The sequence below is a fragment of the Nocardia cyriacigeorgica genome, assembly GCF_010868145.1.
Classification (GTDB): Bacteria; Actinomycetota; Actinomycetes; order Mycobacteriales; family Mycobacteriaceae; genus Nocardia; species Nocardia cyriacigeorgica_D.
Genome location: NZ_JAAGUY010000015.1, coordinates 1 through 24,913, shown reverse-complemented (window position 1 = coordinate 24,913; position 24,913 = coordinate 1). Strand labels below are relative to the sequence as shown.

The 24,913-nt window shown below is 66.9% G+C and carries 19 protein-coding genes and 1 pseudogene; 13 read left to right on the top strand and 7 right to left on the bottom strand.

The features are described 5' to 3' along the window. Window positions 1-10: 10 nt before the first annotated feature. From GV792_RS18080 to hisI, 3 genes are read left to right on the top strand one after another with little or no spacing between them, the layout of a single operon-like run. Window positions 11-280: an acyl carrier protein gene (locus GV792_RS18080; protein WP_163825426.1), complete on the top strand. Its 270-nt coding sequence runs from the start codon at window positions 11-13 to the stop codon at window positions 278-280. After that, window positions 277-4,857: a type I polyketide synthase gene (locus tag GV792_RS18075; protein WP_163825314.1), complete on the top strand. Its 4,581-nt coding sequence runs from the start codon at window positions 277-279 to the stop codon at window positions 4,855-4,857. The genes GV792_RS18080 and GV792_RS18075 overlap by 4 nt, the downstream gene beginning before the upstream one ends. Window positions 4,858-4,864: 7 nt before the next feature. Beyond that, window positions 4,865-5,212, top strand: coding sequence for a phosphoribosyl-AMP cyclohydrolase (gene hisI, locus GV792_RS18070; protein WP_163825313.1), 348 nt, complete (start codon window positions 4,865-4,867; stop codon window positions 5,210-5,212). A 13-nt stretch (window positions 5,213-5,225) separates the two neighbouring features. Here hisI and GV792_RS18065 read toward each other — a convergent pair whose 3' ends face one another. From GV792_RS18065 to GV792_RS18055, 3 genes are all read right to left on the bottom strand, one after another. Continuing rightward, on the bottom strand, window positions 5,226-5,717 hold the full coding sequence (locus tag GV792_RS18065; protein WP_163825312.1) for a MarR family winged helix-turn-helix transcriptional regulator: 492 nt from the start codon (window positions 5,715-5,717) through the stop codon (window positions 5,226-5,228). Window positions 5,718-5,832: 115 nt separating this feature from the next. Further along, on the bottom strand, window positions 5,833-6,456 hold the full coding sequence (locus GV792_RS18060; RefSeq protein ID WP_163825311.1) for a permease: 624 nt from the start codon (window positions 6,454-6,456) through the stop codon (window positions 5,833-5,835). Between the two features lie 100 nt (window positions 6,457-6,556). Beyond that, a complete protein-coding gene (locus GV792_RS18055) occupies window positions 6,557-7,018 on the bottom strand; it encodes a peroxiredoxin (RefSeq protein ID WP_163825310.1) in 462 nt (153 codons plus the stop codon). Window positions 7,019-7,080: 62 nt separating this feature from the next. Between GV792_RS18055 and GV792_RS18050 the strand changes: the two genes are divergently transcribed. The 9 genes from GV792_RS18050 to GV792_RS18010 all read left to right on the top strand — a co-directional run bounded on the left by GV792_RS18050 (window position 7,081) and on the right by GV792_RS18010 (window position 17,062). Then, entirely contained in the window at window positions 7,081-8,649 is a 1,569-nt protein-coding gene (locus tag GV792_RS18050; RefSeq protein WP_163825309.1) for an anthranilate synthase component I, read from the top strand. Further along, on the top strand, window positions 8,646-9,389 hold the full coding sequence (locus GV792_RS18045) for a TIGR02234 family membrane protein (protein ID WP_163825308.1): 744 nt from the start codon (window positions 8,646-8,648) through the stop codon (window positions 9,387-9,389). The genes GV792_RS18050 and GV792_RS18045 overlap by 4 nt, the downstream gene beginning before the upstream one ends. Before the next feature lie 175 nt (window positions 9,390-9,564). After that, on the top strand, window positions 9,565-10,383 hold the full coding sequence (gene trpC / locus GV792_RS18040) for an indole-3-glycerol phosphate synthase TrpC (protein ID WP_163825307.1): 819 nt from the start codon (window positions 9,565-9,567) through the stop codon (window positions 10,381-10,383). Further along, complete coding sequence (gene trpB / locus GV792_RS18035) at window positions 10,383-11,654, top strand: tryptophan synthase subunit beta (RefSeq protein WP_163825306.1); 1,272 nt, start codon at window positions 10,383-10,385, stop codon at window positions 11,652-11,654. The genes trpC and trpB overlap by 1 nt, the downstream gene beginning before the upstream one ends. Beyond that, window positions 11,654-12,454: a tryptophan synthase subunit alpha gene (trpA, locus tag GV792_RS18030; protein ID WP_163825305.1), complete on the top strand. Its 801-nt coding sequence runs from the start codon at window positions 11,654-11,656 to the stop codon at window positions 12,452-12,454. The genes trpB and trpA overlap by 1 nt, the downstream gene beginning before the upstream one ends. 42 nt (window positions 12,455-12,496) lie before the next feature. Further along, window positions 12,497-13,876, top strand: a complete 1,380-nt coding sequence (lgt, locus tag GV792_RS18025; RefSeq protein ID WP_309139125.1) for a prolipoprotein diacylglyceryl transferase — start codon at window positions 12,497-12,499, stop codon at window positions 13,874-13,876. A 177-nt stretch (window positions 13,877-14,053) separates the two neighbouring features. After that, on the top strand, window positions 14,054-14,683 hold the full coding sequence (locus tag GV792_RS18020) for a hypothetical protein (RefSeq protein ID WP_163825304.1): 630 nt from the start codon (window positions 14,054-14,056) through the stop codon (window positions 14,681-14,683). A gap of 77 nt (window positions 14,684-14,760) precedes the next feature. Continuing rightward, window positions 14,761-16,179, top strand: a complete 1,419-nt coding sequence (pyk, locus tag GV792_RS18015) for a pyruvate kinase (RefSeq protein WP_175583022.1) — start codon at window positions 14,761-14,763, stop codon at window positions 16,177-16,179. A gap of 19 nt (window positions 16,180-16,198) precedes the next feature. Further along, entirely contained in the window at window positions 16,199-17,062 is an 864-nt protein-coding gene (locus tag GV792_RS18010; RefSeq protein ID WP_163825424.1) for an acyl-CoA thioesterase, read from the top strand. Window positions 17,063-17,104: 42 nt separating this feature from the next. Here the strand turns inward: GV792_RS18010 and GV792_RS18005 are convergent, their stop codons facing one another. The 4 genes from GV792_RS18005 to GV792_RS17990 form a co-directional block, all read right to left on the bottom strand. Continuing rightward, on the bottom strand, window positions 17,105-17,512 hold the full coding sequence (locus tag GV792_RS18005; RefSeq protein ID WP_163825303.1) for a hypothetical protein: 408 nt from the start codon (window positions 17,510-17,512) through the stop codon (window positions 17,105-17,107). Window positions 17,513-17,608: 96 nt separating this feature from the next. Further along, window positions 17,609-18,235 carry an arsenate reductase/protein-tyrosine-phosphatase family protein gene (locus GV792_RS18000; protein ID WP_163825302.1) on the bottom strand — a complete coding sequence of 209 codons (627 nt, stop codon included), beginning with the start codon at window positions 18,233-18,235 and terminating at the stop codon, window positions 17,609-17,611. Window positions 18,236-18,404: 169 nt separating this feature from the next. After that, window positions 18,405-18,920, bottom strand: coding sequence for a monooxygenase family protein (locus GV792_RS17995; RefSeq protein ID WP_163825301.1), 516 nt, complete (start codon window positions 18,918-18,920; stop codon window positions 18,405-18,407). Window positions 18,921-19,215: 295 nt separating this feature from the next. Continuing rightward, window positions 19,216-20,151, bottom strand: coding sequence for an SAM-dependent methyltransferase (locus tag GV792_RS17990; RefSeq protein ID WP_256670635.1), 936 nt, complete (start codon window positions 20,149-20,151; stop codon window positions 19,216-19,218). Between the two features lie 684 nt (window positions 20,152-20,835). Here GV792_RS17990 and GV792_RS17985 point away from each other — a divergent pair. Beyond that, window positions 20,836-24,913 (top strand): annotated as a pseudogene (locus GV792_RS17985) (type I polyketide synthase); the annotation flags it as partial.

Here is a 24,913-nt window from a genome sequence, read left to right as displayed (position 1 = left end):
GGAACCGCAGATGTTCGACACCGCACCCACCGCCCATCCGGCCACGATCACCGGCTGGCTCGCCGAGCGAGTCGCCGACTACACCGAGCGTGCGCCGCATCAGGTGGATCCGGCCGTCCCGCTGGCCGAACTCGGCATGGACTCCGTCTCGGCGGTCGCACTGTGCGGCGAGATCGAGGACCGATGGGAACTGGACGTGGACCCGACGCTGGTCTTCGACTATCCGACCATCGCCGATATCGCCGCCTTCCTCGCGGCCGAAACCGCCCTTGCCGCATGAGCACCGACCAACCAAGCGATATCGCGATCGTCGGGCTCGACTGCCGGTTCCCGCACACCCCCGATCCGGCCGCGCTGTGGCAGCTGCTGATGGGCGGCGGTGAGGTGATCTCGGAGGTCCCGGCGAACCGGTGGAACGCCGACGACTTCCACGACCCCGCCGGCGCTCCAGGCACCATCAACGCGCGCAGCGGCGGTTTCCTCGACGACGCCGACGCCTTCGATCACGAGTTCTTCGGCATCGCTCCCCGCGAAGCCGAAGCGATGGATCCGCAACAGCGGCTGCTGCTACAGACCGCGTGGCGGGCGTTCGAGGACGCAACGCTCGATCCGCGCGCCCAAGCCGGTTCCCGGACCGGCGTCTACGTCGGCGTGATGGCCAACGAATGGGCGAACCTGCAGATGGGCGACTACGCGGCGATCACAGCGCAGCACGGTTCGGGCAACGGCTACTTCATGACGGCGAACCGGCTGTCCTATCAGCTCGATCTGAAGGGCCCCAGCATGGCGGTCGACACCGCCTGCTCGTCATCGCTGGTCGCGATCCATCTCGCCTGTGCTGCCCTTGCTGCGGGTGAGTGTGATCAGGCGCTCGCCGGTGGGGTCAATCTGGTATTGACGCCCGCGGTCGGCATCTTCTACACCCAGGCCGGACTGTCGGCTCCCGACGCCCGGTGCAAACCGTTCAGCGCGAACGCCGACGGGATCGTGCGCGGCGAGGGGGCCGCGGTCCTGGTGCTGCGACGACTGGCCGACGCCGAGGCGGCGGGCCTGCCGATCTACGCGGTGATCAAGGGGAGCGCGGTCAACTCCGACGGCCGAAGCAACGGCATCACCGCACCGAATCGGTGGGCGCAGCAGCAGGTCGTCGAACAGGCCTATCAGCGGGCCGGTGTGCGACCGCAGCAGGTGGACTTCGTCGAAGCGCACGGCACCGGAACCGTCCTCGGCGACATGATCGAGGTCAAAGCGCTCGGCGCGTTGCATTCGAGCGACCGCGCCCAGCCGTGCGGAATCGGTTCCATCAAAGGCAATCTCGGCCACACCGAAGGTGCCGCGGGTGTCGCAGGCCTGATCAAGGTCGCACTCGGCCTGCATCACGGTGTCGTGCCGCCGTCGCGATTCGCCGACACCGAGAACCCGAAGCTACGGATGGCCAAGCACGGTCTGCGGCTGCTCGCCGAGCCGATGCCGCTCGGTGAGCCGTCGGTCGGCGGGGTCAGTAGCTTCGGTGTCGGCGGGACGAACGCGCACATCGTGCTGGCGAGCGCACCGGCTGTGCCGACGGTCGACGACCGCGATGCCTCGCCGGACGCGTCCGCCATCGGGGATGGGTTCGGCGGTCGGTCCGGACTTTCGTCGGATTCTGCCGACGGGTTGGGAAATTCGTCCGGCGGGGTGCTGACCCTGTCCTCGGACAACGCCGACGGGCTGCGTCGCAATGCGCTGCGGATGGCCGACGCGCTGGCGACCGTGCCCGGCGACCAGTTCGCGCAACTGTGCTGGACCAGCAACCAGGTGAAGTCCTCCGGCCGCAACAGGCTCGCGATCGTCGCCGCCGATCGGGACGAAGCGATCGCGCAGTTGCGCGGCGGCCCGGAAGCCGGTGTCGCGCAACCGGTTACCGCAGGCTGGATGTTCAGCGGGCAGGGTTCGCAATTCAGCGGCATGGGCCGGGCGCTGCACGCGGCGAGCCCGGGTTTCCGGCGCGCCCTCGGCATGGTAGACGAGGCCATGGCCCCGCACCTCGGCCGCTCGGTGCGGGAGCTACTGCTCGACGATCAGGCCCGCATCGACAGCACCGAACTGGCACAGCCGGCGATCTTCGCGATGGAATACGCGCTCGCGCAGTCGTTGGCCGAGCTGAGGCTGCGGCCCGCCTGGCTGGTCGGACACAGCATCGGCGAATACGCGGCCGCGGCGGTCGCGGGTGTCTTCGACCTCGACGACGCGTGCCGGCTGGTCGTAGCGCGAGGCGCCCTGATGCGGCAGCTACCCGAGGGGGGAGCGATGGTGGCGGTGCGCGCGGCCGCGGCGGCGGTCGCCGACTTGCTCGCGGCCGAACCGCGGGTCGCGATCGCGGCCGTCAACGGTCCGGCCGATCTCGTGCTTTCCGGCGACGCCGCCGCGATCGCGCGGATCAGGGCGGACCTGGACGCGCGTGCGGTGATCACGAAGCCGCTCACCGTGTCCCACGCCTTTCACAGCCCGCTGATGGAGCCGATGCTGGCCGAGTTCGAGGCGGCCGCGGGCGCATGCACCTATCGGGCGCCCAACCTGCCGATCTATTCGACCGTGCGCGGGCGCCTGCTCGAGCCCGGCGAGCCGATGGACGCCACCTACTGGACCGAACACATCAGTGCCACTGTCCGTTTCGGCGAAGCCATCGACGCCGCACTGGCCACTACGCCGACCCACATCGTCGAGGTAGGGCCGCGTAAGGTGCTGACCCCGCTGGTCGGCCGGAACCAGCCGGATTCGGCTACTCGCTGCCTGGCGCCGAGCCCCGGCCCCGGAGCCACGGGCCGCGAGCTTTCCGACGTCGTCGCCGCGCTGCACCGGGACGGCTTCGACCCCGACTGGGAACCGCTCTACGAACCCGGCCAGCGGGTGCGCCGCCGCCTGCCGGCATATGAGTTCTCCACCGAGCACCGGTTCTGGCTCGAGCAACCGGCGGGCGTCACGTCGCCGGCGCAGCCCGAACCGGGCATCGACTCGAATTCTCCAGTACGACAAGAACTCCGAACCATCACGACTTCCCAAGCACAACCCGAGGACACCACCATGGATCAGATGATCGCGCTCTTCCGCGAACAGAACGCGCTGCTGGCGAGGCTTGCGCACGCCCCCGCTGATTCGCCCGCGCCCTCGTCGATCGCCGGGGCGGCTGTCGGCGCCGCTGTCGCCGATGTCCCGGGCGTCAGCGAGCCGGTGGTCGGCACCGGTGCCGGCCGAGGCGCCATCGGCATCGCGCACGCCGCCGGAATCGTCCACGCGGAAGCGGCCAGGGTGACCGGATATCCGGCCGATCGGCTCCGTGACGGTCACACCCTCGGTGGTGACCTCGGATTCGATTCGATCATGACCGCCGATCTGTTCACCGGAATCTCCCGGCGGGCGACAGGGCTGATCATCGACCCGGCTCGATTCGGGGAACAGGCGACGCTCGGCGATATCGTTGCCTACGTGGCGGACCGAGGCGCGCCGGTTGGGAACCGCGGCGCCGATGGCATGCTTCAGCACGTGAATCCGGGTGCGCCGGTCCAGGATTCGGCGCTCACCGTGACGACCACGGAACACGAGCTGTCTGGGACGATGCCGAATCCCACGATCGCTCCGATGACATCCGATCCCGCGCCCGAGCTCCCGCTCGTCGAGCCGGAGTACAGCATCAGAGATTTCGCCGAGGTGAAAGCGATCGAGGGACGGCTGGCCGGCGCCGAGGCCATCGGGCTGTCCAATCCGTACTTCTTGGTCAACGACGGTGTCACGCGGGATACCTCGGTGATCGACGGCCGGCCGGTCGTCAACTTCTCCAGCTACAACTACCTCGGCCTGTCCGGGCATCCGGCCGTGGTCGACGCGGTCCAGGACGCCGTCGCACGCTACGGCAGTTCGTGCTCGGCGAGCCGGGTGCTGTCCGGGGAGAAGCCGGTGCACCGCGAGCTCGAGGCCGAACTCGCCGCGCTGCTCGGCACCGATGACGCGATGGCGCTGGTCGGTGGTCACTCCACGAACGTCACCATCATCGGGCATATCGTCGGACCGTCCGATCTGGTGATCCACGACAGCCTGGCCCACGACAGCATCCTGCAGGGTTGCAAGCTGTCCGGTGCCACGCGCAGGCCGTTCCCGCACAATGATCATGCCGCGCTCGACCGGTTGCTGACCGAGCTGCGGCCCCGGTACCGCCGGGTCCTGATCCTCATCGAAGGGGTGTACAGCCAGGACGGCGATATCCCCGACCTGCCAGCGATCATCGAGATCAAGAAGCGGCACAAGGCGATGCTGATGATCGACGAGGCGCACAGCGTCGGCGTGCTCGGCGCGAACGGTGGCGGCATCGGCGAGCATTTCGATGTCGACCGGCGCGATGTCGAGTTGTGGTCGGGCACCATGTCTAAGGCACTGGCCGGATGCGGTGGTTACGTGGCGGGTAGCGCCGAGCTGATCCGCTTCCTGAAATACACGACGCCCGGATTCGTCTACAGCGTCGGCATGACCCCGATGAACGCGGCGGCCTCCGCCGAGGCGATCCGTCAGCTGCGGACCGATCCCGAACCGCTCGAACGTCTGCGGCGCAATTCCCAGCTGTTCCTGACGCTGGCACGGGAGGCGGGCATCGATACCGGTGACAGTCGCGACACCCCGATCATCCCGTGCATTGTCGGTGACTCACTGAAGACGCTGAAGCTGTCCAACGCACTGCTTGGACGCGGCGTCAACGTCAATCCGATCCTGTACCCGGCGGTCCCCGAAGACCTCGCGCGCCTGCGGTTCTTCGTCACGGCCTGCCACAGCGAGCAGCAGATCCGCGAGACCGTCGTGATCCTCGCCGAGGAGATGGCACTGCTATAACGGTGACATGACACTCGACCCCGCCATCGCCGCCCGCCTCAAGCGCAACGAGGCGGGCCTGTTCGCCGCCGTCGCGCAGGAACGCGGCACCGGCGACGTGCTGATGGTCGCGTGGATGGACGACGAGGCGCTGGCCCGCACGCTGGCCACCCGCAAGGGCACCTACTACTCCCGCTCCCGGCAGCAGTACTGGGTCAAGGGGGAGACGTCCGGACACACCCAGTACGTGCACGAAGTGCGCCTGGATTGCGACGGCGACACCGTCCTGCTCGTGGTCGACCAGGAGGGTGCGGCCTGCCACACCGGCACCCACACCTGTTTCGATTCCGACGTACTACTCGCCGCGCAACCCTGACCGCGGCCCCGGATCAGTAGCCTGCGGTGTCGTCCGTCGTCCGGATGGGACTGCCGAGGCCGTCGGAGAGCTGGGTCGTCATCGCCTCACCGAGCTCGGCGAGGGTGGCGGTCTGACCGGCGTCCAGCCCGTCGAGGACCAGCCTGCGGACCGCATCCAGATAGCCGGGCGTGGCCTCGACTACTTTCTTGTATCCGTCGTCGGTGAGCACGGCCTGGACACCGCGGCGTCCGGCGGTGACGGTTCGCTCGGCCAAGCCCATGCGCTCCAGCTTCGACACCACATGAGACAGTCGCGATAGCGATGCATTTGCCCTGTGGGCAAGCTCACTCATCTGAAGTCGGTGCCCCGGCTCCTCCGACAACAGCGACAGCACCCAGAATTCGAAGTGGGTGACGCCGGACTCGCGTTGCAGCTGGGTGTCCAAAGCGCCCGGCAGGCGTGTCGTCAACGCGACAATCGCCCGCCAAGCTCGTTGTTCTACTGGATTTAGCCACTTCGTCACTGTGCGCCTTCTCTCGAGCCAAGTGACGTGGTTTCGCACTAACAGTCACCCGCGCACACGAGTTTGCCACGACTTCGCTCGGTCGTCTGCGAGACGCTGAATGACGTGAGGTCACTCACAGGTTTTCCGGGCGGTGAGCCTCGGTTCCGGGAGCGAGGCCGGTCTTGCCGACTGTCTCGGCCGGTTCGATCGGTGCCGCCCAGCCCGCCTCGACGGCCGCCTTGGCTTGCGCGCGGCGCCGCCATCCGCGTTTGACCACCAGAACCACCACGGCGAGGAAGATCAACAGCCCGATGAGGGCGCCCGCCAGTGCGGCGCCGCGGAACGCGGGAGCGTCGACGTCCATGATGCGTTCGCCCGCGTGCGCGGCGTTGTTGCCACCGAGCACCACTGTCAGTGTCATCAGGTTCGGGATCGCGAAGATGACGGCGAGCACCACCGCGCCGCCCGCGATGACCTTGCCGCCGCGGCGCTTCCAGACCAGTACCGCGACCAACAACAGGAACAACGGAACGGCGGTACACAGACCGCCGTAGACCAGACCCCAGCCGATGCCCTTGGAAAAACTGCCGCCGACCATTTCGCCGACGCGTTGGGCCCACCAGCGAGGAATGAACGCCGCGAGGATGAGGTAGGCGACGATCAGCACCACGACCAGGACGGTTCCCGCGATGATCCGGGTGCGCCAGGAGATCGAGGTGGATGTCCGCGTGTCCGGCGTGCGCTCGGGCGTGGTCATGAATCCAGCGTAGGTCGCACCGGTGCGGGCGTGCCGGTGATCGGCCCGGTGTTTCGGCAGGAAAAGTGCCGGTCCAGGATGGTCCCGGACCGGCGGAGGATCAGCTGGTGCGTTCGCGCAGGAAGCGCAGGGCCTCGTCGGCGTGCACGTTGGCGCGCAGTTCACCGGTGATGACGGTGAGCACGGTCCGGTCCTTATCGATGACGAAGGTCTGACGCTTGACCGGCGCGAGCTTGCCGAGCAGTCCGCGCTTGACACCGAACTGCTGGGCCACCACGCCGTCCGGGTCCGAGAGCAGCGGGTACTCCAGGCGCTGCTTGCCCGCGAACCCGGCCTGGGTGTCGACCGCGTCGGCGCTGATGCCAGCGCAGCTCGCACCGGCCGCGGCGAACTCCTCGGCCAGATCACGGAAATGGCAGGCCTCGGCGGTGCAGACCGGGGTATTGGCAGCGGGATAGAAGAAGAGCACGAGCGGGCCGTCGACGAGCAGGGCATCGAGGGAACGCGGGGTGCCGGATTGATCGGGGAGCTCGAACTGCGGAGCGAGCTGGCCAGTCTTCATGGATCGACAGTACCGACGGGTGCGCTCATCGGCCGGTCGGACCGGCCTGGGATGATGGACCGATGCAGGGCGCATCCCACCGCCAGGACACCACGACCACGACGACCCGCGAGCAGTTCCATCAGCTCGCCGCCGAACACCGGGTGGTCCCGGTGACCCGAAAGGTGCTGGCGGACTCCGAGACTCCGTTGTCGGCCTACCGCAAACTGGCCGGTGACCGGGCGGGCACCTTCCTGTTCGAGTCCGCGGAGAACGGACGATCCTGGTCGCGCTGGTCGTTCATCGGTGCGGGCAGCCCCTCGGCGCTGACGGTGGTCGACGGTGAGGCCGCCTGGCTCGGCACCACCCCCGCCGACGCCCCGTCCGGCGGTGATCCGCTCGACGCACTGCACGAAACCCTCGAACTGCTGCGTACCGAGCGCATGCCCGGGCTACCGCCGCTGACCGGAGGCATGGTCGGCTACCTCGCCTACGACGCGGTACGGCGAATGGAGCGGCTGCCCGCACTGGCCACCGATGATCTGCAACTGCCCGATCTGGTGCTGCTGCTTGCCACTGATCTCGCCGCCTTCGATCACCATGAGGGCGCAATCACCCTCATCGCCAATGCCGTCAACTGGAACGGCACCGCCGATCGGGTCGACGAGGCCTACGACGACGCCGTCGCCCGGCTGGACCGGATGACCGCCGCGCTCGCCACGCCCGCGCCGTCGACGGTGTCGGTGTTCGGCCAGCCCGAACCGGAGTACCTGCGCCAGCGCACCACCGAGGAGTACGGCGCCGGGGTGCGCAGGCTGGTCAAGGAGATCGAAGCGGGCGAGGCCTTCCAGGTGGTGCTGTCGCAGCGCTTCGAGATGGACTACGACGGCGCGCCGATCGACCTGTACCGAATGCTGCGCGCGTCGAACCCGAGCCCGTACATGTACATGCTGCATGTGCCCGATGGCTCCGGCGGCACCGCATTCTCCATCGTCGGTTCCAGCCCCGAATCGCTGGTGACGGTGAAAGAAGGCGTCGCCACCACGCATCCGATCGCCGGTACCCGCTGGCGCGGCGCCACCGAAGAGGACGATCTGCTGCTGGAGAAGGGCCTGCTCGCCGACGAGAAGGAGAATGCCGAGCATCTGATGCTCGTCGATCTCGGCCGCAACGATCTGGGCCGGGTGTGTCAGCCGGGCACGGTGCGCGTCACCGACTACCGGCACGTCGAGCGTTACAGCCATGTCATGCATCTGGTGTCGACGGTGTCCGGGCGGTTGGCGCCGGGCAAGATCGCGCTGGACGCGGTGCGTGCCTGCTTCCCCGCTGGCACCCTGTCCGGTGCGCCGAAGGTGCGCGCGATGGAGCTGATCGAGGAGCTCGAGCCCACCCGTCGCGGGGTGTACGGCGGCGTGGTCGGCTATCTCGATTTCGCCGGTGACGCCGATACCGCGATCGCCATCCGAACCGCTCTGCTCAAGGACGGCACCGCCTACGTGCAGGCCGGCGCCGGTGTCGTCGCCGATTCCGAACCCGAATACGAGGACACCGAATCGCGGAACAAGGCCATGGCGGTGCTGCGCGCGGTCGCGGCCGCGAAGACGGTGCGAGCCTATGGTTCGGATCAAGCCGGCGACGAGGCCCCCGAATGAGCGCCGAGCACGATCCGGATACCGGCAGTTCGTCGGAGGAAGGGGTCGCGGCGGCGGTTCCTGTCGCGGCACGGCGGCGGTATCCCGTTGTCCCGGTCGTGCTGCTCGCACTGGCCGCGGCTGCCCTGTGGGGCTCGTCGCGGATGACGTGGGTGAGTGTCACCTCCTCCGACGGCCTCACCGAACCACGCACCGACGATCTCGACGGTGGTACGTGGTTCGGCGCGCTCACCCCGCTGGCCCTAGTGCTGCTGGCCGCCATCGCGGCGGTACTGGCCACCAAGGGCTGGCTGCGTCGCGTGGTCGGCGTGCTGGTGGCGCTGGTCGGCGCCGTCGTCGCGGTGCCAGCGCTCGCTGTCCTCACCGGTTCCGGTGCGACATCGCAGCGTGCGGCCACCCTCGCCGAACTCCCCGGACGCGCACAGGTCGACGAGGTGACCACCTCCGCCCTGCCCGCCATCCTGACCATGGTCGGCGCGCTGGCCGCTTTCGCCGCGGGCGTGCTGCTTGCCAGGATGCCGAAGGAGAGCGCACCGCTGTCCGGCAAGTACGACACTCCGGTCGTCCGTCGCGCCGCCGCCACCGACCTGGTCACCGGCCGCGGCCCCGACGATGACGGCACTGCGGCACCGGTTACCGAGCGGGTGCTCTGGGACGCGCTCGACGCCGGCACCGACCCCACCGAAGATTGCCCGAACCACGGCCGCGACGACGACGCGTCCAGGCCCGACGACAGATGATCCGATGGCCGGGCGACCCGCCGCAGCACAAGTGGCGGGTGCCCGCAACCCGGGTGCCAACCCCGGCGTACGCGCGCCACACCCACCCCTTTACTCTTGATCAGCACCGGTGAGACAGCGCCTGGGGGGATTTCTCAGGCAGTGAGTCCGTCTCCCCAGAAAGGATTCGAGCCAGATGACGGTACTCGACTCGATTCTCGACGGGGTCCGCGCGGATGTGGCCGCACGGGAATCCCTGCTGGATTTCCAGGCCATCAAGGCCGCTGCGGCCGCCGCGCCGCCACCCCGGGATGCGCTCGCGGCGCTGCATGAAGACGGCATCGGCGTCATCGCCGAGGTCAAGCGGGCCAGCCCGTCCAAGGGTGCGCTCGCCGAGATCGCCGATCCGGCCAGTCTGGCCAAGGCCTATGAAGACGGCGGCGCCCGCATCATCAGCGTGCTCACCGAGGGCCGTCGCTTCCACGGCTCGCTCGACGACCTGGACGCAGTCCGCGCCGCCGTGAACATCCCGGTGCTGCGCAAGGACTTCGTCGTCGGCCCGTACCAGATCCACGAGGCCCGCGCCCACGGCGCCGACGTCATCCTGCTGATCGTCGCCGCCCTGGAGCAGGACACGCTGAGCTCGCTCATCGATCGCACCGAATCGCTCGGGATGACCGCGCTGGTCGAGGTGCACACCGAAGAAGAGGCCGACCGTGCGCTCAATGCGGGCGCCTCGGTGGTCGGTATCAACGCACGCAACCTCAAAACCCTGGAAGTGGACCGGGACTGCTTCGCGCGGATCGCGCCCGGGCTGCCCACCGAGGTCATCCGCATCGCCGAGTCGGGTGTGCGCGGTACCGCCGATCTGATGGCCTACGCCGGTGCGGGCGCGGATGCCGTGCTCGTCGGCGAGGGCCTGGTGACCAGCGGCGACCCGCGTGCCGCGGTCTCGCAGCTGGTGACAGCTGGCACTCACCCGTCCTGCCCGAAGCCTGCCCGGCGGGCTCGGTAATGGCGGGCGGCGAGCTGCCTGCTGCCAGCGCGGGCGTAGCCCACCGGAGCGGACACGAGCCCGACAGCGGCGGCCACTTCGGCGTCTACGGCGGCAGGCATGTGCCCGAGGCGCTGATGGCGGTCATCGAAGAGGTCACTGCCGAATACGACAAGGTCCGTGCCGACCCCGGTTTCCTGACCGAGCTCGACCGGCTGCAGCGGGACTACACCGGGCGTCCGTCGCCGGTGTTCGAATGCGCCCGGCTGGCCGAGCATGCCGGTGGCGCGCGCATCCTGCTCAAGCGTGAGGACCTGAACCACACCGGTTCACACAAGATCAACAATGTGCTCGGGCAGGCGCTGCTGGCCAAGCGCATGGGCAAGACCCGCGTCATCGCCGAAACCGGCGCGGGCCAGCACGGTGTGGCCACCGCGACCGCCTGTGCGCTGCTCGGCCTCGACTGCATCATCTACATGGGTGCGGTCGATACGGCCAGGCAGGCGCTCAACGTCGCCAGGATGCGGCTGCTCGGCGCCGAGGTCGTCTCGGTGACCACCGGCTCGCAGACGCTCAAGGACGCCATCAACGAGGCGCTGCGCGACTGGGTCTCCAACGCGGACAACACCTACTACTGCTTCGGTACCGCCGCGGGACCGCATCCGTTCCCGCTCATGGTGCGCGACTTCCAGCGCGTCGTCGGTCTCGAGGCCCGTGAGCAGGTGCAGTCGCTGACCGGCAGGCTCCCTGACGCCGTCGCCGCCTGCGTGGGTGGTGGCTCCAACGCCATCGGCATCTTCCACGCCTTCATCGACGATCCCGGTGTGCGCCTGGTCGGCTACGAGGCCGCCGGTGACGGCGTCGAGACCGGTCGCCACGCCGCCACCTTCACCGGTGGCACGCCCGGCGCCTTCCAAGGCGCCTACTCGTACCTGCTGCAGGACGAGGATGGGCAGACCATCGAATCGCATTCCATCTCCGCGGGCCTTGACTATCCGGGTGTCGGTCCCGAGCACGCCTATCTCAAGGACACCGGCCGCGCCGAGTACCTGCCGGTCACCGATACCGCCGCGATGGACGCGCTGCTGTTGCTCAGCCGCGCCGAGGGCATCATCCCGGCAATCGAATCCGCGCATGCGGTGGCCGGTGCGCTCGAACTCGGCAAGCAGCTCGGACCCGGCGCCATCATCCTGGTGAACCTGTCCGGGCGCGGGGACAAGGATATGGACACCGCCGCCCGCTGGTTCGGACTGTTCGACGACGACGCCGCAGAGGGCAAGGGGAACGCGTAGTGAGCCAGCAGTCCAGACTCGCCAACACCTTCGCGGCCTGCCGCGCCGACCACCGCGCGGCGCTGATCGGCTACCTGCCCGCCGGCTACCCCGATCTGGATGGTTCGATCGCCACCGTGCGGGCCATGGTCGAGGCCGGCTGCGACATCGTCGAGGTCGGCGTGGCCTACTCCGATCCGGTGATGGACGGGCCGACCATCCAGCAGGCCGCCGAACAGGCGCTGCGCGGCGGCGTGCGGGTGCGCGATGTGTTCTCCGTGGTCGAGGCCGTCACCGCGGCCGGTGCGCAGGCCGTGGTCATGAGCTACTGGAATCCCGTGCTCAAGTACGGGGTGGACCGGTTCTCGCGTGATCTGGCGGCCGCCGGCGGCGCGGGCATCATCACCCCGAACTTGATCCCGGACGAGGCCGATGAATGGTTCGTCGCCTCGGCCGCCCACGATCTGGACCGGATCTTCCTGGTCGCGCCGTCGTCCACCGAGGAGCGGCTGGCCAAGACCCTGGAAGCCTCGCGTGGCTTCGTCTATGCCGCCTCCACCATGGGTGTGACCGGCGCTCGTGACGCCGTGTCCTCGGCCGCGCCCGCGCTGTGCGCACGGGTCCGCGCGCATTCCGATATCCCGATCGGTGTCGGGCTCGGTGTGCGTTCGGGTGCCCAGGCCGCCGAGATCGCCGCCTACGCCGACGGTGTGATCGTCGGGTCGGCGTTGGTCACCGCCGCGGCCGAAGGGTTGGATGCCGTGCGCACGCTGACCGCGGAACTGGCCGAAGGCGTACGTTCGGCGACCGTCGCGTCCTGACCCGAAGGCACACCGGCCCGCCGCTCGACTACGGTGGCCCCCGTGACCTTACGAGTCCTGGCAGACAGTGTTTCCAGCATCGGCACGCGCGGTGACGGCGTTCTGAGCGCAGGCGCCGCCGACGTGCTCGCCTATCTCCCGAGCCCGCCGCAGGGCGTATGGCAGATCGGGCCGTTCCCGCTGCGGGCGTATGCGCTGTGCATCATCCTCGGCATCGTCGTCGCCATTTGGTGGGGTGAGCGGCGCTGGCGCGAGCGGGGCGGGCAGCAGGGTGCGGTGCTGGATGTCGCGATGTTCGCCGTCCCGTTCGGTCTCATCGGTGGCAGGCTGTACCACGTCGCCACCGACTGGCAGAAGTATTTCGGCGCCGACGGCAACCCGATGGACGCGCTCAAGATCTACCAGGGCGGCCTCGGCATCTGGGGTGCGGTGTTCCTCGGCGGTATCGGCGCCTGGATCGGCTGCCGCGTCTACAAGATCCCGCTGCCAGCCCTCGGTGACGCGATCGCCCCGCCGATCCTGCTGGCCCAGGCCATCGGCCGCCTCGGCAACTACTTCAACCAGGAACTGTACGGTCGCGAGACCGAGGTGCCCTGGGGTCTCGAGATCTACCAGCGCTTCGACGATCAGGGCCGCCTGGACATGATGAACGGGGTCTCCACCGGAGTGGTGGAGAAGGTCGTGCATCCGACGTTCCTGTACGAACTGGTGTGGAATGTGGCCGTCGTGCTGCTGCTGGTCTACATCGACAAGCGTTTCCGTATCGGCCACGGCCGCCTGTTCGCCCTCTATGTCGCCGGCTACAGCTTCGGCCGCTTCTTCGTCGAGCTCATGCGCGACGACGAGGCCACCCAGATCGCGGGCATCCGCATCAACTCCTTCACTTCCGCCCTGGTCTTCCTGGCCGCCATCGCCTACTTCGTCTTCGCGACCAAGGGCCGCGAGACCCCCGAGCAACTTCAGCCCGGCGCGGAAAAGCGGCCGTGGCCGTGGCAGATCGGAGCGCTGCGCCGCGCCGGTGCGGCGTCGGCCGTGGCCGCCGAGAAGGACGGCGTCGAGAGCGTCGCGGCCGACGCGGCCGACGATGAGGCCGAGACTGCCGACAAGGCCGAATCCGATGAGGAGGCGAAGCCGGGCACGAAGTCGGACAAGGACGCGAAGTCCGGCAAAGACGCGGCGGGCGAGGACGCAACATCAGGCGATGACGCTGAGTCCGGCGATGACGCCGAGTCCACGACCGAAAACTCCGGCACCACCGAGTCGAGCAAGGATGCCGACGCGAGTGATGTCGCCGAGTCGGGCGAAAACACCGAGGCCGGTGAGGACGCGAAGTCGGCCGAGGGCGTCGAGTCGAGCGATGACGCCGGGGCCGGTGAGGGTACGGAGTCGAGCGAGGCTGCCGGGGTGAAGAAGGGCAGCTGATCGGCAGGCTATCGCCCGGACCCGCGCGCGTGCGGGCGTATCGTGCTGCCGGACCCCGTTCGCGCGACAGCGATGGCGCCCGCCCGACAGAATGGACGGTAGGCCCGCACGGGCCGGGTATGGGCGAGGACGAGTATCGGGGGGCGGCGCGAGCGCCCGCAGGACAGGAGGACGCGAGTGGCCGAGTCAGATCAGCAGGTGCCGGGATCCGGGGGACCGCAGTACGGTCCGCCCGGCACCGGGCCGAGTCTGCGCAAGGCCACCGATCCGCCGCCGAGTGCGCATCCTGGGGATCAGGCGTATCCGGCCGACGGCGGTCCGGCGCAGCCGGGCGCGTTCTCGGGCTATCCGCAGCAGCCTGCAGGCCCGCGACCCACGGCCGCGTTCCCGCCGGTGCCGAGCGGGATGTACCCGGCCATGCTGCCAGGCATGCCCGGAGCGATGCCGATGGGAGTGCCCGGTGGGTTCCTGATGTCGATCGGCGATATCGGCATCTCTGAGGACTCCGTCACAACCCCAGCAGGCAGCATGCCGTTGCGCGGCGCGATCTGGACGATCACCGATATGTCGCAGACCTCCGAGAAGATCCCGACCTACGCGGTGGTGCTGGCCATCCTGCTGTTCCCGCTGTGTTTCCTCGGCCTGCTGTTCCTGCTGGTCAAGGAGAAAACCACAGTCGGCTACGTACAGGTGACGGTCACCAGCGAGGGCCGCTACCACTCCACGATGATCCCGGCGCAGAACCAGCAGACCTTCCCGATGCTGCTGCATCAGGTGAATTACGCGCGCGCGCTCAGTGCGCGGTGAGCGCGACTGTTCCCAGCCGCGGCGACTCGGCACGGCCACAACGCGCCCCACATCCGTGTCGGGACTAGGCTCTACTCGTGATGCGACGGACGAAGATTGTGTGCACCCTCGGCCCGGCCACTGCCACCGAGGACCGTATTCGAGAACTCGTCGAGAGCGGTATGGATGTGGCGCGGCTGAATTTCAGCCACGGTGAGCACTCGGACCATGCCGATAACTACAAGAAGGTGCGGCAGGCCTCCGACCATGTCGGCCGCGCCGTCGGCATTCTCGCCGATCTCCAGGGCCCCAAGATCCGACTCGGCCGATTCATCGAAGGCCGGACCGTCTGGGCGACGGGCGAAGAGGTGCGCATCACCGTCGAGGACTGTGACGGCACCCATGACCGCGTCTCGACCACCTACAAAGAACTCGCCGAGGACGCCAAGCCCGGCGACCGCCTGCTGGTCGACGACGGCAAAGTGGGCCTGACCGTCACCGCTGTCGACGGCAACGACGTGGTGTGCCGGGTCACCGAGGGCGGCCCGGTCAGCAACAACAAGGGCGTCTCGCTGCCCGGCATGGACGTGTCGGTGCCCGCACTGTCGGACAAGGACATCGAGGACCTCGAGTTCGCCCTGAAACTGGGCGTCGACTTCATCGCGCTGTCCTTCGTGCGATCGCCCTCCGATGTCGAGCTGGTGCACGACGTGATGGACCGCGTCGGCCGCCGCGTTCCGGTGATCGGCAAGCTGGAGAAGCCCGAAGCCATCGACAACCTCGAGGCCGTCGTGCTCGCCTTCGACGCGGTCATGGTCGCGCGCGGTGATCTCGGCGTGGAGCTGCCGCTCGAGCAGGTGCCGATCGTGCAGAAGCGTGCCATCCAGATGGCAAGGGAGAACGCCAAACCCGTCATCGTGGCGACCCAGATGTTGGAGTCGATGATCGAGAACTCGCGCCCCACCCGGGCCGAGGCCTCCGACGTCGCCAACGCGGTGCTCGACGGCGCCGACGCGGTGATGCTGTCCGGTGAGACCTCGGTCGGCGCGTACCCGATCGAGACGGTGCGCACCATGGCGCGCATCGTGCACGCGGTGGAAACCGAATCCACCCGGGTGCCGCCGCTGACGCATGTGCCGCGCACCAAGCGTGGTGTTATCTCCTACGCGGCCCGCGATATCGGCGAGCGGCTCAACGCCAAGGCATTGGTGGCCTTCACCCAGTCCGGTGACACCGTGCGCCGCCTGGCCCGGCTGCACACCCCGCTGCCGTTGCTGGCGTTCACTCCGCTGCCGGAGGTGCGCAGCCAGCTGGCGCTGACTTGGGGTACCGAGACCTTCATCGTCCCGACGGTCGACAGCACCGACGCCATGATCAAGCAGGTCGATCAGGCGCTGCTGAGTATGAATCGGTATCAGAAGGGCGACCTGGTGGTTATCGTCGCGGGCTCCCCGCCCGGTACCGTCGGTTCCACCAACCTGATCCACGTGCACCGTATCGGTGAGGAGGACCATTAGAGTGAGCACTTCGGCACCCATGCGTCAATCCGACTTGGACGTATTGCTGGATCTGCTGGATCTGGACCAGACCGGCGAGGACGTCTTCGTCGGTCAGCATCCGGAGAAGGTATGGAGCCGTACGTTCGGCGGACAGCTGGTGTCGCAGGCGATCATGGCGGCGGGCCGGACGGTCGGGGATCGTCCGGTGCATGCCGTCAACGCGCATTTCGTGCGTGGCGGCGATGTGAAGAAGCCGATCGAGTACCGGGTCGACCGGCACCGCGACGGTCGTTCCTTCGCCAACCGCACGGTCACCGCCAGCCAGGACGGCCAGGAGCTGTTCGTCATGCTGGCTGCCTTCCAGGACTGGGGCAAGGGTCTCGAACACGCCCATGAGCAGCCCGAGGTCCCGGACCCGGAGACGCTGCCGAGGGTGGAGGAGAGCTTCGAAGGCTTGGAGGACAAGCTGGAGATGTTCGTCAAGGCGCCGCATCCGATCGATATGCGCTACACCAATGATCCGTCCTGGATCCTCAAGGGCACCGGTGAGCGGCTCAACCACAACCGGGTGTGGATGCGCGCGGACGGCACCCTGCCCGATGATCCGCTGATCCACGTGGCGACCCTCGGCTACTCGTCCGACACCACGGTGCTCGATTCGATCATCACCACCCACGGCCTGTCCTGGGGTCTGGACCGGATCGTGGCGGCGACGGTGAACCACTCCATCTGGTTCCACCGTCCCTTCCGATTCGACGAGTGGGCGCTGTACGCCACCGAATCCCCGGTCGCGGCGGGTTCGCGCGGCCTTGCCACCGGCCGCTTCTACTCCCGTACCGGCGAACTGCTTGCGACGACGGTGCAGGAAGGGCTGATCCGCCACTTCCCGTCCCGCCGCTGAGCGTGCACGGCCTGCGCCCGGATACTGCGGGCGCAGGCCAGTTCAGATGCGTTCGATGGTGGGGTAGAGGTCGACGTCGGTGCGCTGATGCGCGTGAACGTGGAACGGCACCTCCTGTGCGGTTGCCCCGGTGATGCCGGCCCGTAGCCGAGCTTGCAGGACGGCCGTATCGGAATCGGTGAGCTCGGCGGGATCGCCGACCAAGCTCAGGGCGATCTCGTAGGTGCCGTATTCGGCCGGTAGCGCATCGGAATTCTCTGCGCGCCAGTTATTTTCGAATTCTCTGTGGAGCGGGTCGTCCGGGGCCGCCGGTAGCGTGAAGCGCCAGGCGAAGACGTCACGGTCTTGTAGGTGGTCGTCGAGTGCCGTTCGTACGGCCTCGACGATGCGCTCAAGGTTTTCCGGTGTCACATAAACATGGAGCGAAACATCCGAAATGCGTTTCGGCATGTCTGATTCCTGTCGTGTGTTCGGAGGGCGCCACCGGGTCGAAACCTCGATGGCGGAAGTCTTTTCGCGGGAGTGTAGTCCTTTCCGGCGCGGGCGTCAGGCATACCAGCCGGTGCGCTGGGCGGCGAGAAATGTGGCCAGCGGCGCGGGTCCGTGTGCGGGTTGCAGCACCAGTCCCGCACGCTCGTCGTCGGCGAGTGGTGGAACGTCGGTGTGGAGGGCCAGCAGTAGCGGCAGCAGGGCCTCGGCGATGCGGTCACCGACGGCGCAGAAGGCCGGTTCGGACAGTCCGACCGGGTCGGCGATGTTCTCCCGGCCGACCAGTGACAGGTCGTTGCGGGCCTGCTGCAGATCGGCGACTGTGCGGGCGCCGGTGACCTTGGCGATGCGGTGGGCCTCGAGCAGGGTGAAGGTGCGCGCGGCGGCGCCGAAAGCCATGCTCGCGGCGTGCTCGCGGATGGGTTCGGTCATGGCCAGGACCAGGTCGGCGCGGTCGATGTGCTCGGGTGTGAGCTTGCGCGCACGGAAGTTGTCCGGGTCCGCGCCGAGCCCGGCGATCGTTTGGGCGGCCAGCGGTTCGACGGGGAATCCGACCAGCGCCCTGGTGCCCGCACTCTCGGCGGTGAGCCCGGTGAGGCCGTGTTCGAGCGCAATGGCGCGTGCGAGCCGTTCGGCGATCACCGAACGGCACACATTGCCATTGCAGACGAACAGGACGTGCATGCGGATACGGTAAATCGCGCGATTACCGACCAGAAGTACGTAAAGTGCAATATCACACTCGCACGGCCACATATTCATCTGCGCTTAGCACGCTGTACACAATCGCCGCGCGGGCTCCGATTCGTGTTCGGGTGTGTTTGCGGGGCGTGCGAATAGCTGCGGTCGGTCGTTATCCTACGGAATCGCCGGGGTAGTAATCGTTTTCGGTCACCACCGGTGGGTATGCCGGAGGTTCGCCGTGCACCCGGCCGCGGGTGGAGAACATGCGGCCGCGGCTGGCCTTGACAGGTGCGAACCGGGCCAGCCCGGTCGGGGTGGTCATATCGTCGTACATCGCGTCGATGCCGCCGCGCAGGAAGTAGGCCTCGTGCCAGAACCCGGTGCCGCCGGAGTCGCGCAGGAACTGCTGCCACCAGTCCCGGTGCGGCGCGGACCGGGTCCAGCGTTCGAGGCTGTCGAGGTCGCGCCAGTACTGCCGCGCCCCCCAGTGCGGCGGAAACAGCGACCAGACGACATCCTCGTGCAGCAGCAGCCCGTCGGGCCGATCCCGATGCGATTGATACAGTTTCGGCCCCACTCCGAGCAGCCGAAGCATTCCCCGCGGCTTGTTCACCCGCATGCCGAGATAGATCACCACGAGGTCCGGATACCCCGACAGATCCACCGTCGACCTGGTCACCCGCATGCGTTACCTCCACGACGTCGTAGAGGGGATACGCACGCGCGTCGGCTGGAGTTCAACAGAGTGGGGAAATTACCTCAGCCCTTGGTGCCGAGCGTTCCGCGGCTGTCGGGTGTCGTCGAGTCGCCTCGGCGCGGTCCAGCGCAGGCGCGGCGAGGCGCAGCGGTCATCGTCGGTCCGGCACCACCGGAAAAAGGGCAGCGAGCCGCAACCGCGACGCCAACCGGCGAGCGCAATAGCGAGCGGGGTGTGGGCGCGGGCGTTGATGCGGCAGATCCTCGAGGCTGGTGTGGCCGGGCTACCGACGATCTCCCACCGGCGGCTTGTCCGCAACGGCAACGATATAGTCCAGCCAAGGAGCCCAGAGCGCGACTCCTTTTCGGCCGAAAAAGCTCCGAGTCAACGGATTGATTCTCTTCATTTCGGGCTGCTCGAATCTGCGGCTGACGTATTCCGCATATTGAGGGAAGACGTGATGGCGGATGGAGTAGACTCGCACATCTTCGAAGCCCGCTGCTATGAGCGCTTCGCGGTATTCCGCCGCATTGGTGTGATTCTGGCGGGCAGTCGTGAATATGCCGTGCACCACCTTGCCCAGGAGGCGTGACCGGCTGGTTCCGCTCGGAACATACTCGTTTGCGAGCGGCACAACATCGGCGGTCACCAATCGACCGCCAGGCGCTAAGACTCGGAATGCTTCATCGAAAAATTGTGACCGCGACGGAAAGTGAAGCGCTGATTCGAGCGCGGTAACTTTCGTTGCGGACCCATCGGACCGAGGCAGTTCGCTTGCTGACCCGTGCGTGTACTCGATGGCATCGCTGAGTCCTAATCCAGCGGCTCGTGCGGTCGCTATCTCGACCTGTTTCGCGGATATATTCACCCCGATAATTCGTTTCGGGCCGAACTCATCCGCCCAGAGAAAATCTTGATCGCCGAATCCGCAGCCGACGTCGATCACCACATCATCGGCCCCGAGGCACGCTTCCGTCGCCACCAGCCGAGCCAACGCCGCGCTTGCTTGATCGATATTCTGGGGACTGTCCTTCCAATAACCCAGGTTCAGAAACAGCGATTCCTCGCCCAGCGTGTTGGATGCAGTAAGAAAATCGTCGTACAGTCGGCTGAATCGATCGGGAATCGCGGGTACGAAGGCCAAGGACGCAAACCGTCCCCATTCTCGAGACCACCGCACAATGCGTCGGGCCGAGCTCTCGGCGTCGCGAAATTCCATAACTGTCATGGTGTGCCCCCTCCAGGCGATGGAACCCAGCCGATATGCGGGGCCACTCGCCGATGCTAGCAGTCTGTCCACGCCATCGTCGGAACATGTTCACCAGTCGACGTCGGTCCGAACAGCGGCATAGAAGGAGGTGTACGTCGGAGTTCGTCGCAATTGCTTGCGTCAGACAGGAACGTGTTCTACCTTGATGAAGAGGCTCTGACCGGCCCGACGATCCTGCCGGGCACGGGCACAACGGCTTCGGGGATCAACCGTCCCTGGGAGCGCGCCCGTGCTGACTTTCGGGTTCTGCTCGCCAGTTCGGCCAGGTCCGAGGGTGGGAATCGGGTATGAGGAGTCATATGTCGGCGATTGCGGCGTTTCGGATATTGGATGCCTACGCCCATCATTGCGAATGCAGTGTCGACCTTGTGGATGCGACTGCTCGGCACGAAATGTCGATGGTTCCTCGGCTCGATCCGATTTCAGCGGCCTACGCCTCGGCGAGCACCTAGAAATCCAGGGCCTGGTTCGATCCTGGGTTGGTCCAGCCCGCAACACGCCAGATCGTCGACGTGGCCGATGTCCTTCACGACCATGTCGTGGTTTATCCCGACGGATACCTGCCACAACACATCGCAACCCAACTTCACTCGACTTGGATAGGGGATTGGTATGACTCGGGTATATCCAGGGCGCGCTGAGCTTCTCGATGATGAGCCCGAGCCGACGCAGCCGATCGCGATAGTGGGTACAGGCTGCCGGTTTCCAGGCGGTGTGGAGTCGTCTGAAGACCTGTGGCAGTTGGTAATCGACGGTCGTGATGGTCTATCGGATTTTCCGGCAGACCGCGGCTGGGACCTGGAACACCTGTACGACCCGGAGCCGGGTGTGCCGGGCAAATGCTATGTGCGCGTGGGCGGGTTCCTCCATCGATCTTCCGAGTTCGACGCCGAGTTCTTCGGGATCAGTCCTCGCGAGGCGCTAGCGATGGACCCGCAGCAGCGGTTGCTGCTCGAAACCGCATGGGAGGCGCTGGAATCGGCGGGCATCGACCCATCGGCACTGCGCGGAAGCGACACCGGAGTGTTCTGCGGGGTGATGCACAACGACTACGGGGTCGGCGCCGGCGGACAGGTTCCGGTCGACGTCGAGGGCTATCAATTGACCGGCGGTTCATCCAGTGTGGTGTCGGGTCGGGTGTCGTATGTGCTGGGGTTGGAGGGCCCGGCAGTTTCGGTGGACACTTCGGCCTCGTCATCGTTGGTGGCGCTGCATCTGGCGGTCCAGGCGTTGCGGTCGGGGGAGTGTTCGCTGGCATTGGCCGGAGGTGTGACAGTGATGTCCACACCCGCGACGTTCGTCGAGTTTTCCCGGCAGCGGGGGCTCGCTGCCGACGGCCGGTGTAAACCGTTCGCCGACGCTGCCGACGGGACGGCGTGGGGTGAGGGTTCGGGTGTGCTGGTGCTGGAGCGGTTGTCCGATGCGCATCGCAACGGGCATCAGGTGTTGGCTGTGGTCCGCGGCAGTGCGGTGAACCAGGATGGTGCGTCGAGTGGTTTGACCGCTCCGAACGGGCGCTCCCAGCAGCGGGTGATTCGGCGTGCGTTGGCCAACGCGGGGGTGTCCGCCACTGAGGTCGACGTGGTGGAGGCACACGGCACGGGGACCAGGTTGGGTGATCCGGTCGAGGCGGAGGCGTTGCTGACCACTTACGGGCAGGACCGGCCGGCGGATCGGCCGGTGTGGTTGGGGTCGATCAAATCCAATATCGGGCATACCCAGGCCGCGGCGGGTATGGCCGGTGTGATCAAGATGGTGCACGCGCTCCGTCGGGGAATCCTGCCCAAGACGTTGCACGTGGATATGCCGTCCACCCATGTGGATTGGGATGCCGGGCGGGTGGAACTGCTTACCGAGCACCGTGATTGGCCGATGGTAGATCGGCCGCGTCGCGCCGCGGTATCGGCATTCGGCCTGAGCGGCACCAATGCGCACGTCATCCTCGAACAGGCACCCGTACACGAAGAACAGACTCCGGCGACCGGGGAAACGATGCCGCCGATCGCATCCGAACCGGAGCCCGCGCCGGAGTGGGCACCGTTGGTGTGGGTGGTGTCGGCACGGACCCGCGACGGACTGCACCGCCAGGCACGACGGCTGTTGGAGTATGTCCAGCAACATCCCGACCTGTCGCCGGCGGATGTGGGCTATTCGCTGTTGACGACTCGGTCGTTGTTCGACCATCGCGCAGTAATGGTGGGATCCAATCGTGAGGAGCTGCTCGGTGAGCTGCGCGAACTAGCGGAGCCCGGGATCGTCACCGCGCACTCGGCGGCGACCAGGTCGGGGAAGATGGCGTTCGTTCTGCCGGGTCAGGGCTCGCAATGGGTCGGAATGGGCAGGGAACTGTATGAGACGTTCCCGGTATTCGCCACAGCCATGGATGCCGTGCTCGCCGAGCTCGAGCCGTATCTGGGGGGCGAATTGCGTGCGGTGCTATGGGGGTCGGATGAGAAGAAGCTCACGCGAACAGTATTTGCCCAAACGGGTTTGTTCGCGGTCGAGGTTGCCTTGTTCCGGCTGTTCGAGGATTGGGGTGTGACACCGGATTTCCTCATCGGTCACTCTGTCGGAGAACTGGCCGCTGCGCATGTATCCGGCGTTTTGTCGCTCGAGGATGCGGTGCTGCTGGTCGCGACGCGTGGCCGGTTGATGCAACGGCTACCGGCAGGTGGCGCGATGCTCGCGGTACGCGCCGGCGCGGACTATGTCCGCCCGATGCTCGAGGACCTGGCGATCAACGACGTCGACATTGCTGCGGTCAACGGACCGGACGCCGTAGTTGTCGCGGGTGTTGAACACTCGATCGAACAGATTGGTGAGTATCTTCAACGGCATTCCGTCCAAGCGACACGTTTGAATGTCTCACACGCGTTCCATTCACCGATGATGGAGCCGATATTGGGCGAGTTCGCGGAATCGGCGGCGACTCTCGCAGCGGCCGAGCCCGCGATCCCACTGGTGTCCAATGTGGATGGCCGCCTGGCGGGTCCAGGATATGGGACAGCACAGTATTGGGTACGCCATGTTCGAGAGACCGTATGTTTCGGGGCCGGATTGGACCTGCTCCGTGAGCTGGGGGTAACCAAGTTCATCGAGCTGGGTCCTGCCGCCGGACTGGCAGGTTTGGTCGGTCAGTCGTCTCCGGCAAGTGATGTGCTGACATTAGCGACAATGCGGAAACGGCGACCAGAAGCGCTGGCTGTGATGCATGCCCTGGCCCGGGCCTTCGAAGCGGGCACTTCGGTCGAGTGGGTGAAGCTGTTTCCGGGCGGACGCCGGGTAACGTTGCCGAGCTATGCCTTCAGGCGGGACCGGTTCTGGCTGGCCAACACGCACGCAACCGCCGCGACATCGGTGAGTGCTGACCGCGATTCAGGCATGCTCGATACCGATCAGCGCCTGGACACGCAGCCGTTGGCAATCGAGGACTCGGGTGTGGCGCGGCGACGGCTGGCTCACCTTCCAGTGGACGAAGCTCGGGCTCTGCTCACCGAAATCATCCGGGGTGAGAGTGCGCTGGTTCTGGGGCACAGCAGGGCCGCGGCCATTGACACTGACCAAAGTTTCCGGGATCTGGGTTTCGATTCCTTGACCGCGGTCGAACTCTGTCATCGGTTGAACACCGTCACCGGGTTGCGGCTGCCTGCGACGTTGGTCTTCGACTATCCGACGCCGGACGCGGTGACCGCGCACATCCTCACCCAGCTCACCGATTCCGATGTCGCTGCGGCATCGGAATCGGCGCGGGTGGTATCACTGTCGTCGTCGGAGGCGGTGGCGATTGTGGGCGTGGGGTGCCGGTTCCCGGGCGGGGTGTCATCTGCGGAGCAATTGTGGCAGTTGGTGGTTGACGGGCGTGACGCGATTTCGGGGTTCCCGGCCGATCGTGGTTGGGACGGGGTATTCGATGCCGCGCCCGGTGTTGCGGGTAAGTCGTACACGAATGAGGGCGGATTTCTTTACGACGCGGCCGAGTTCGACGCGGAGTTCTTCGGTATCAGTCCGCGCGAGGCGATCGCGATGGACCCCCAGCAGCGGATACTGCTGGAAACGGTGTGGGAGGCACTCGAACACGCCGGAATCCAACCGGCCACGTTGCGCGGCAGCGACACCGGTGTATTCGCCGGCGTGACCGACCATTCGTACGACGCCGGTTCGGGTACCGGCGACGTAACCGGGTCCGAGGGTTATCGGTTGACCGGCGGTTCGGCGAGTGTGGTGTCGGGTCGGGTGTCGTATGTGTTGGGGTTGGAGGGCCCTGCGGTGTCGGTGGATACGGCGTGTTCGTCGAGTCTGGTGGCGGTGCATCAGGCGGTGTCGGCGTTGCGTGCGGGGGAGTGTTCGCTGGCGTTGGCCGGTGGGGTGACGGTGATGTCCACTCCGTCAATGTTTGTGGAGTTCTCCCGGCAGCGGGGGTTGGCACCGGATGGTCGGTGTAAGCCGTTCGCCGAAGCCGCCGACGGGACGGCGTGGGGTGAGGGTTCGGGTGTGTTGGTGCTGGAGCGGCTATCCGATGCGCAGCGCAATGGGCATCAGATACTGGCGGTGGTGCGCGGCAGCGCGGTGAATCAGGATGGTGCGTCCAACGGTTTGACTGCGCCTAATGGGCCGTCGCAGCAGCGGGTGATTCGGCGTGCGTTGGCGAATGCGGGGGTGTCTGCTGCTGAGGTTGATGTGGTGGAGGCGCATGGTACGGGGACCATGTTGG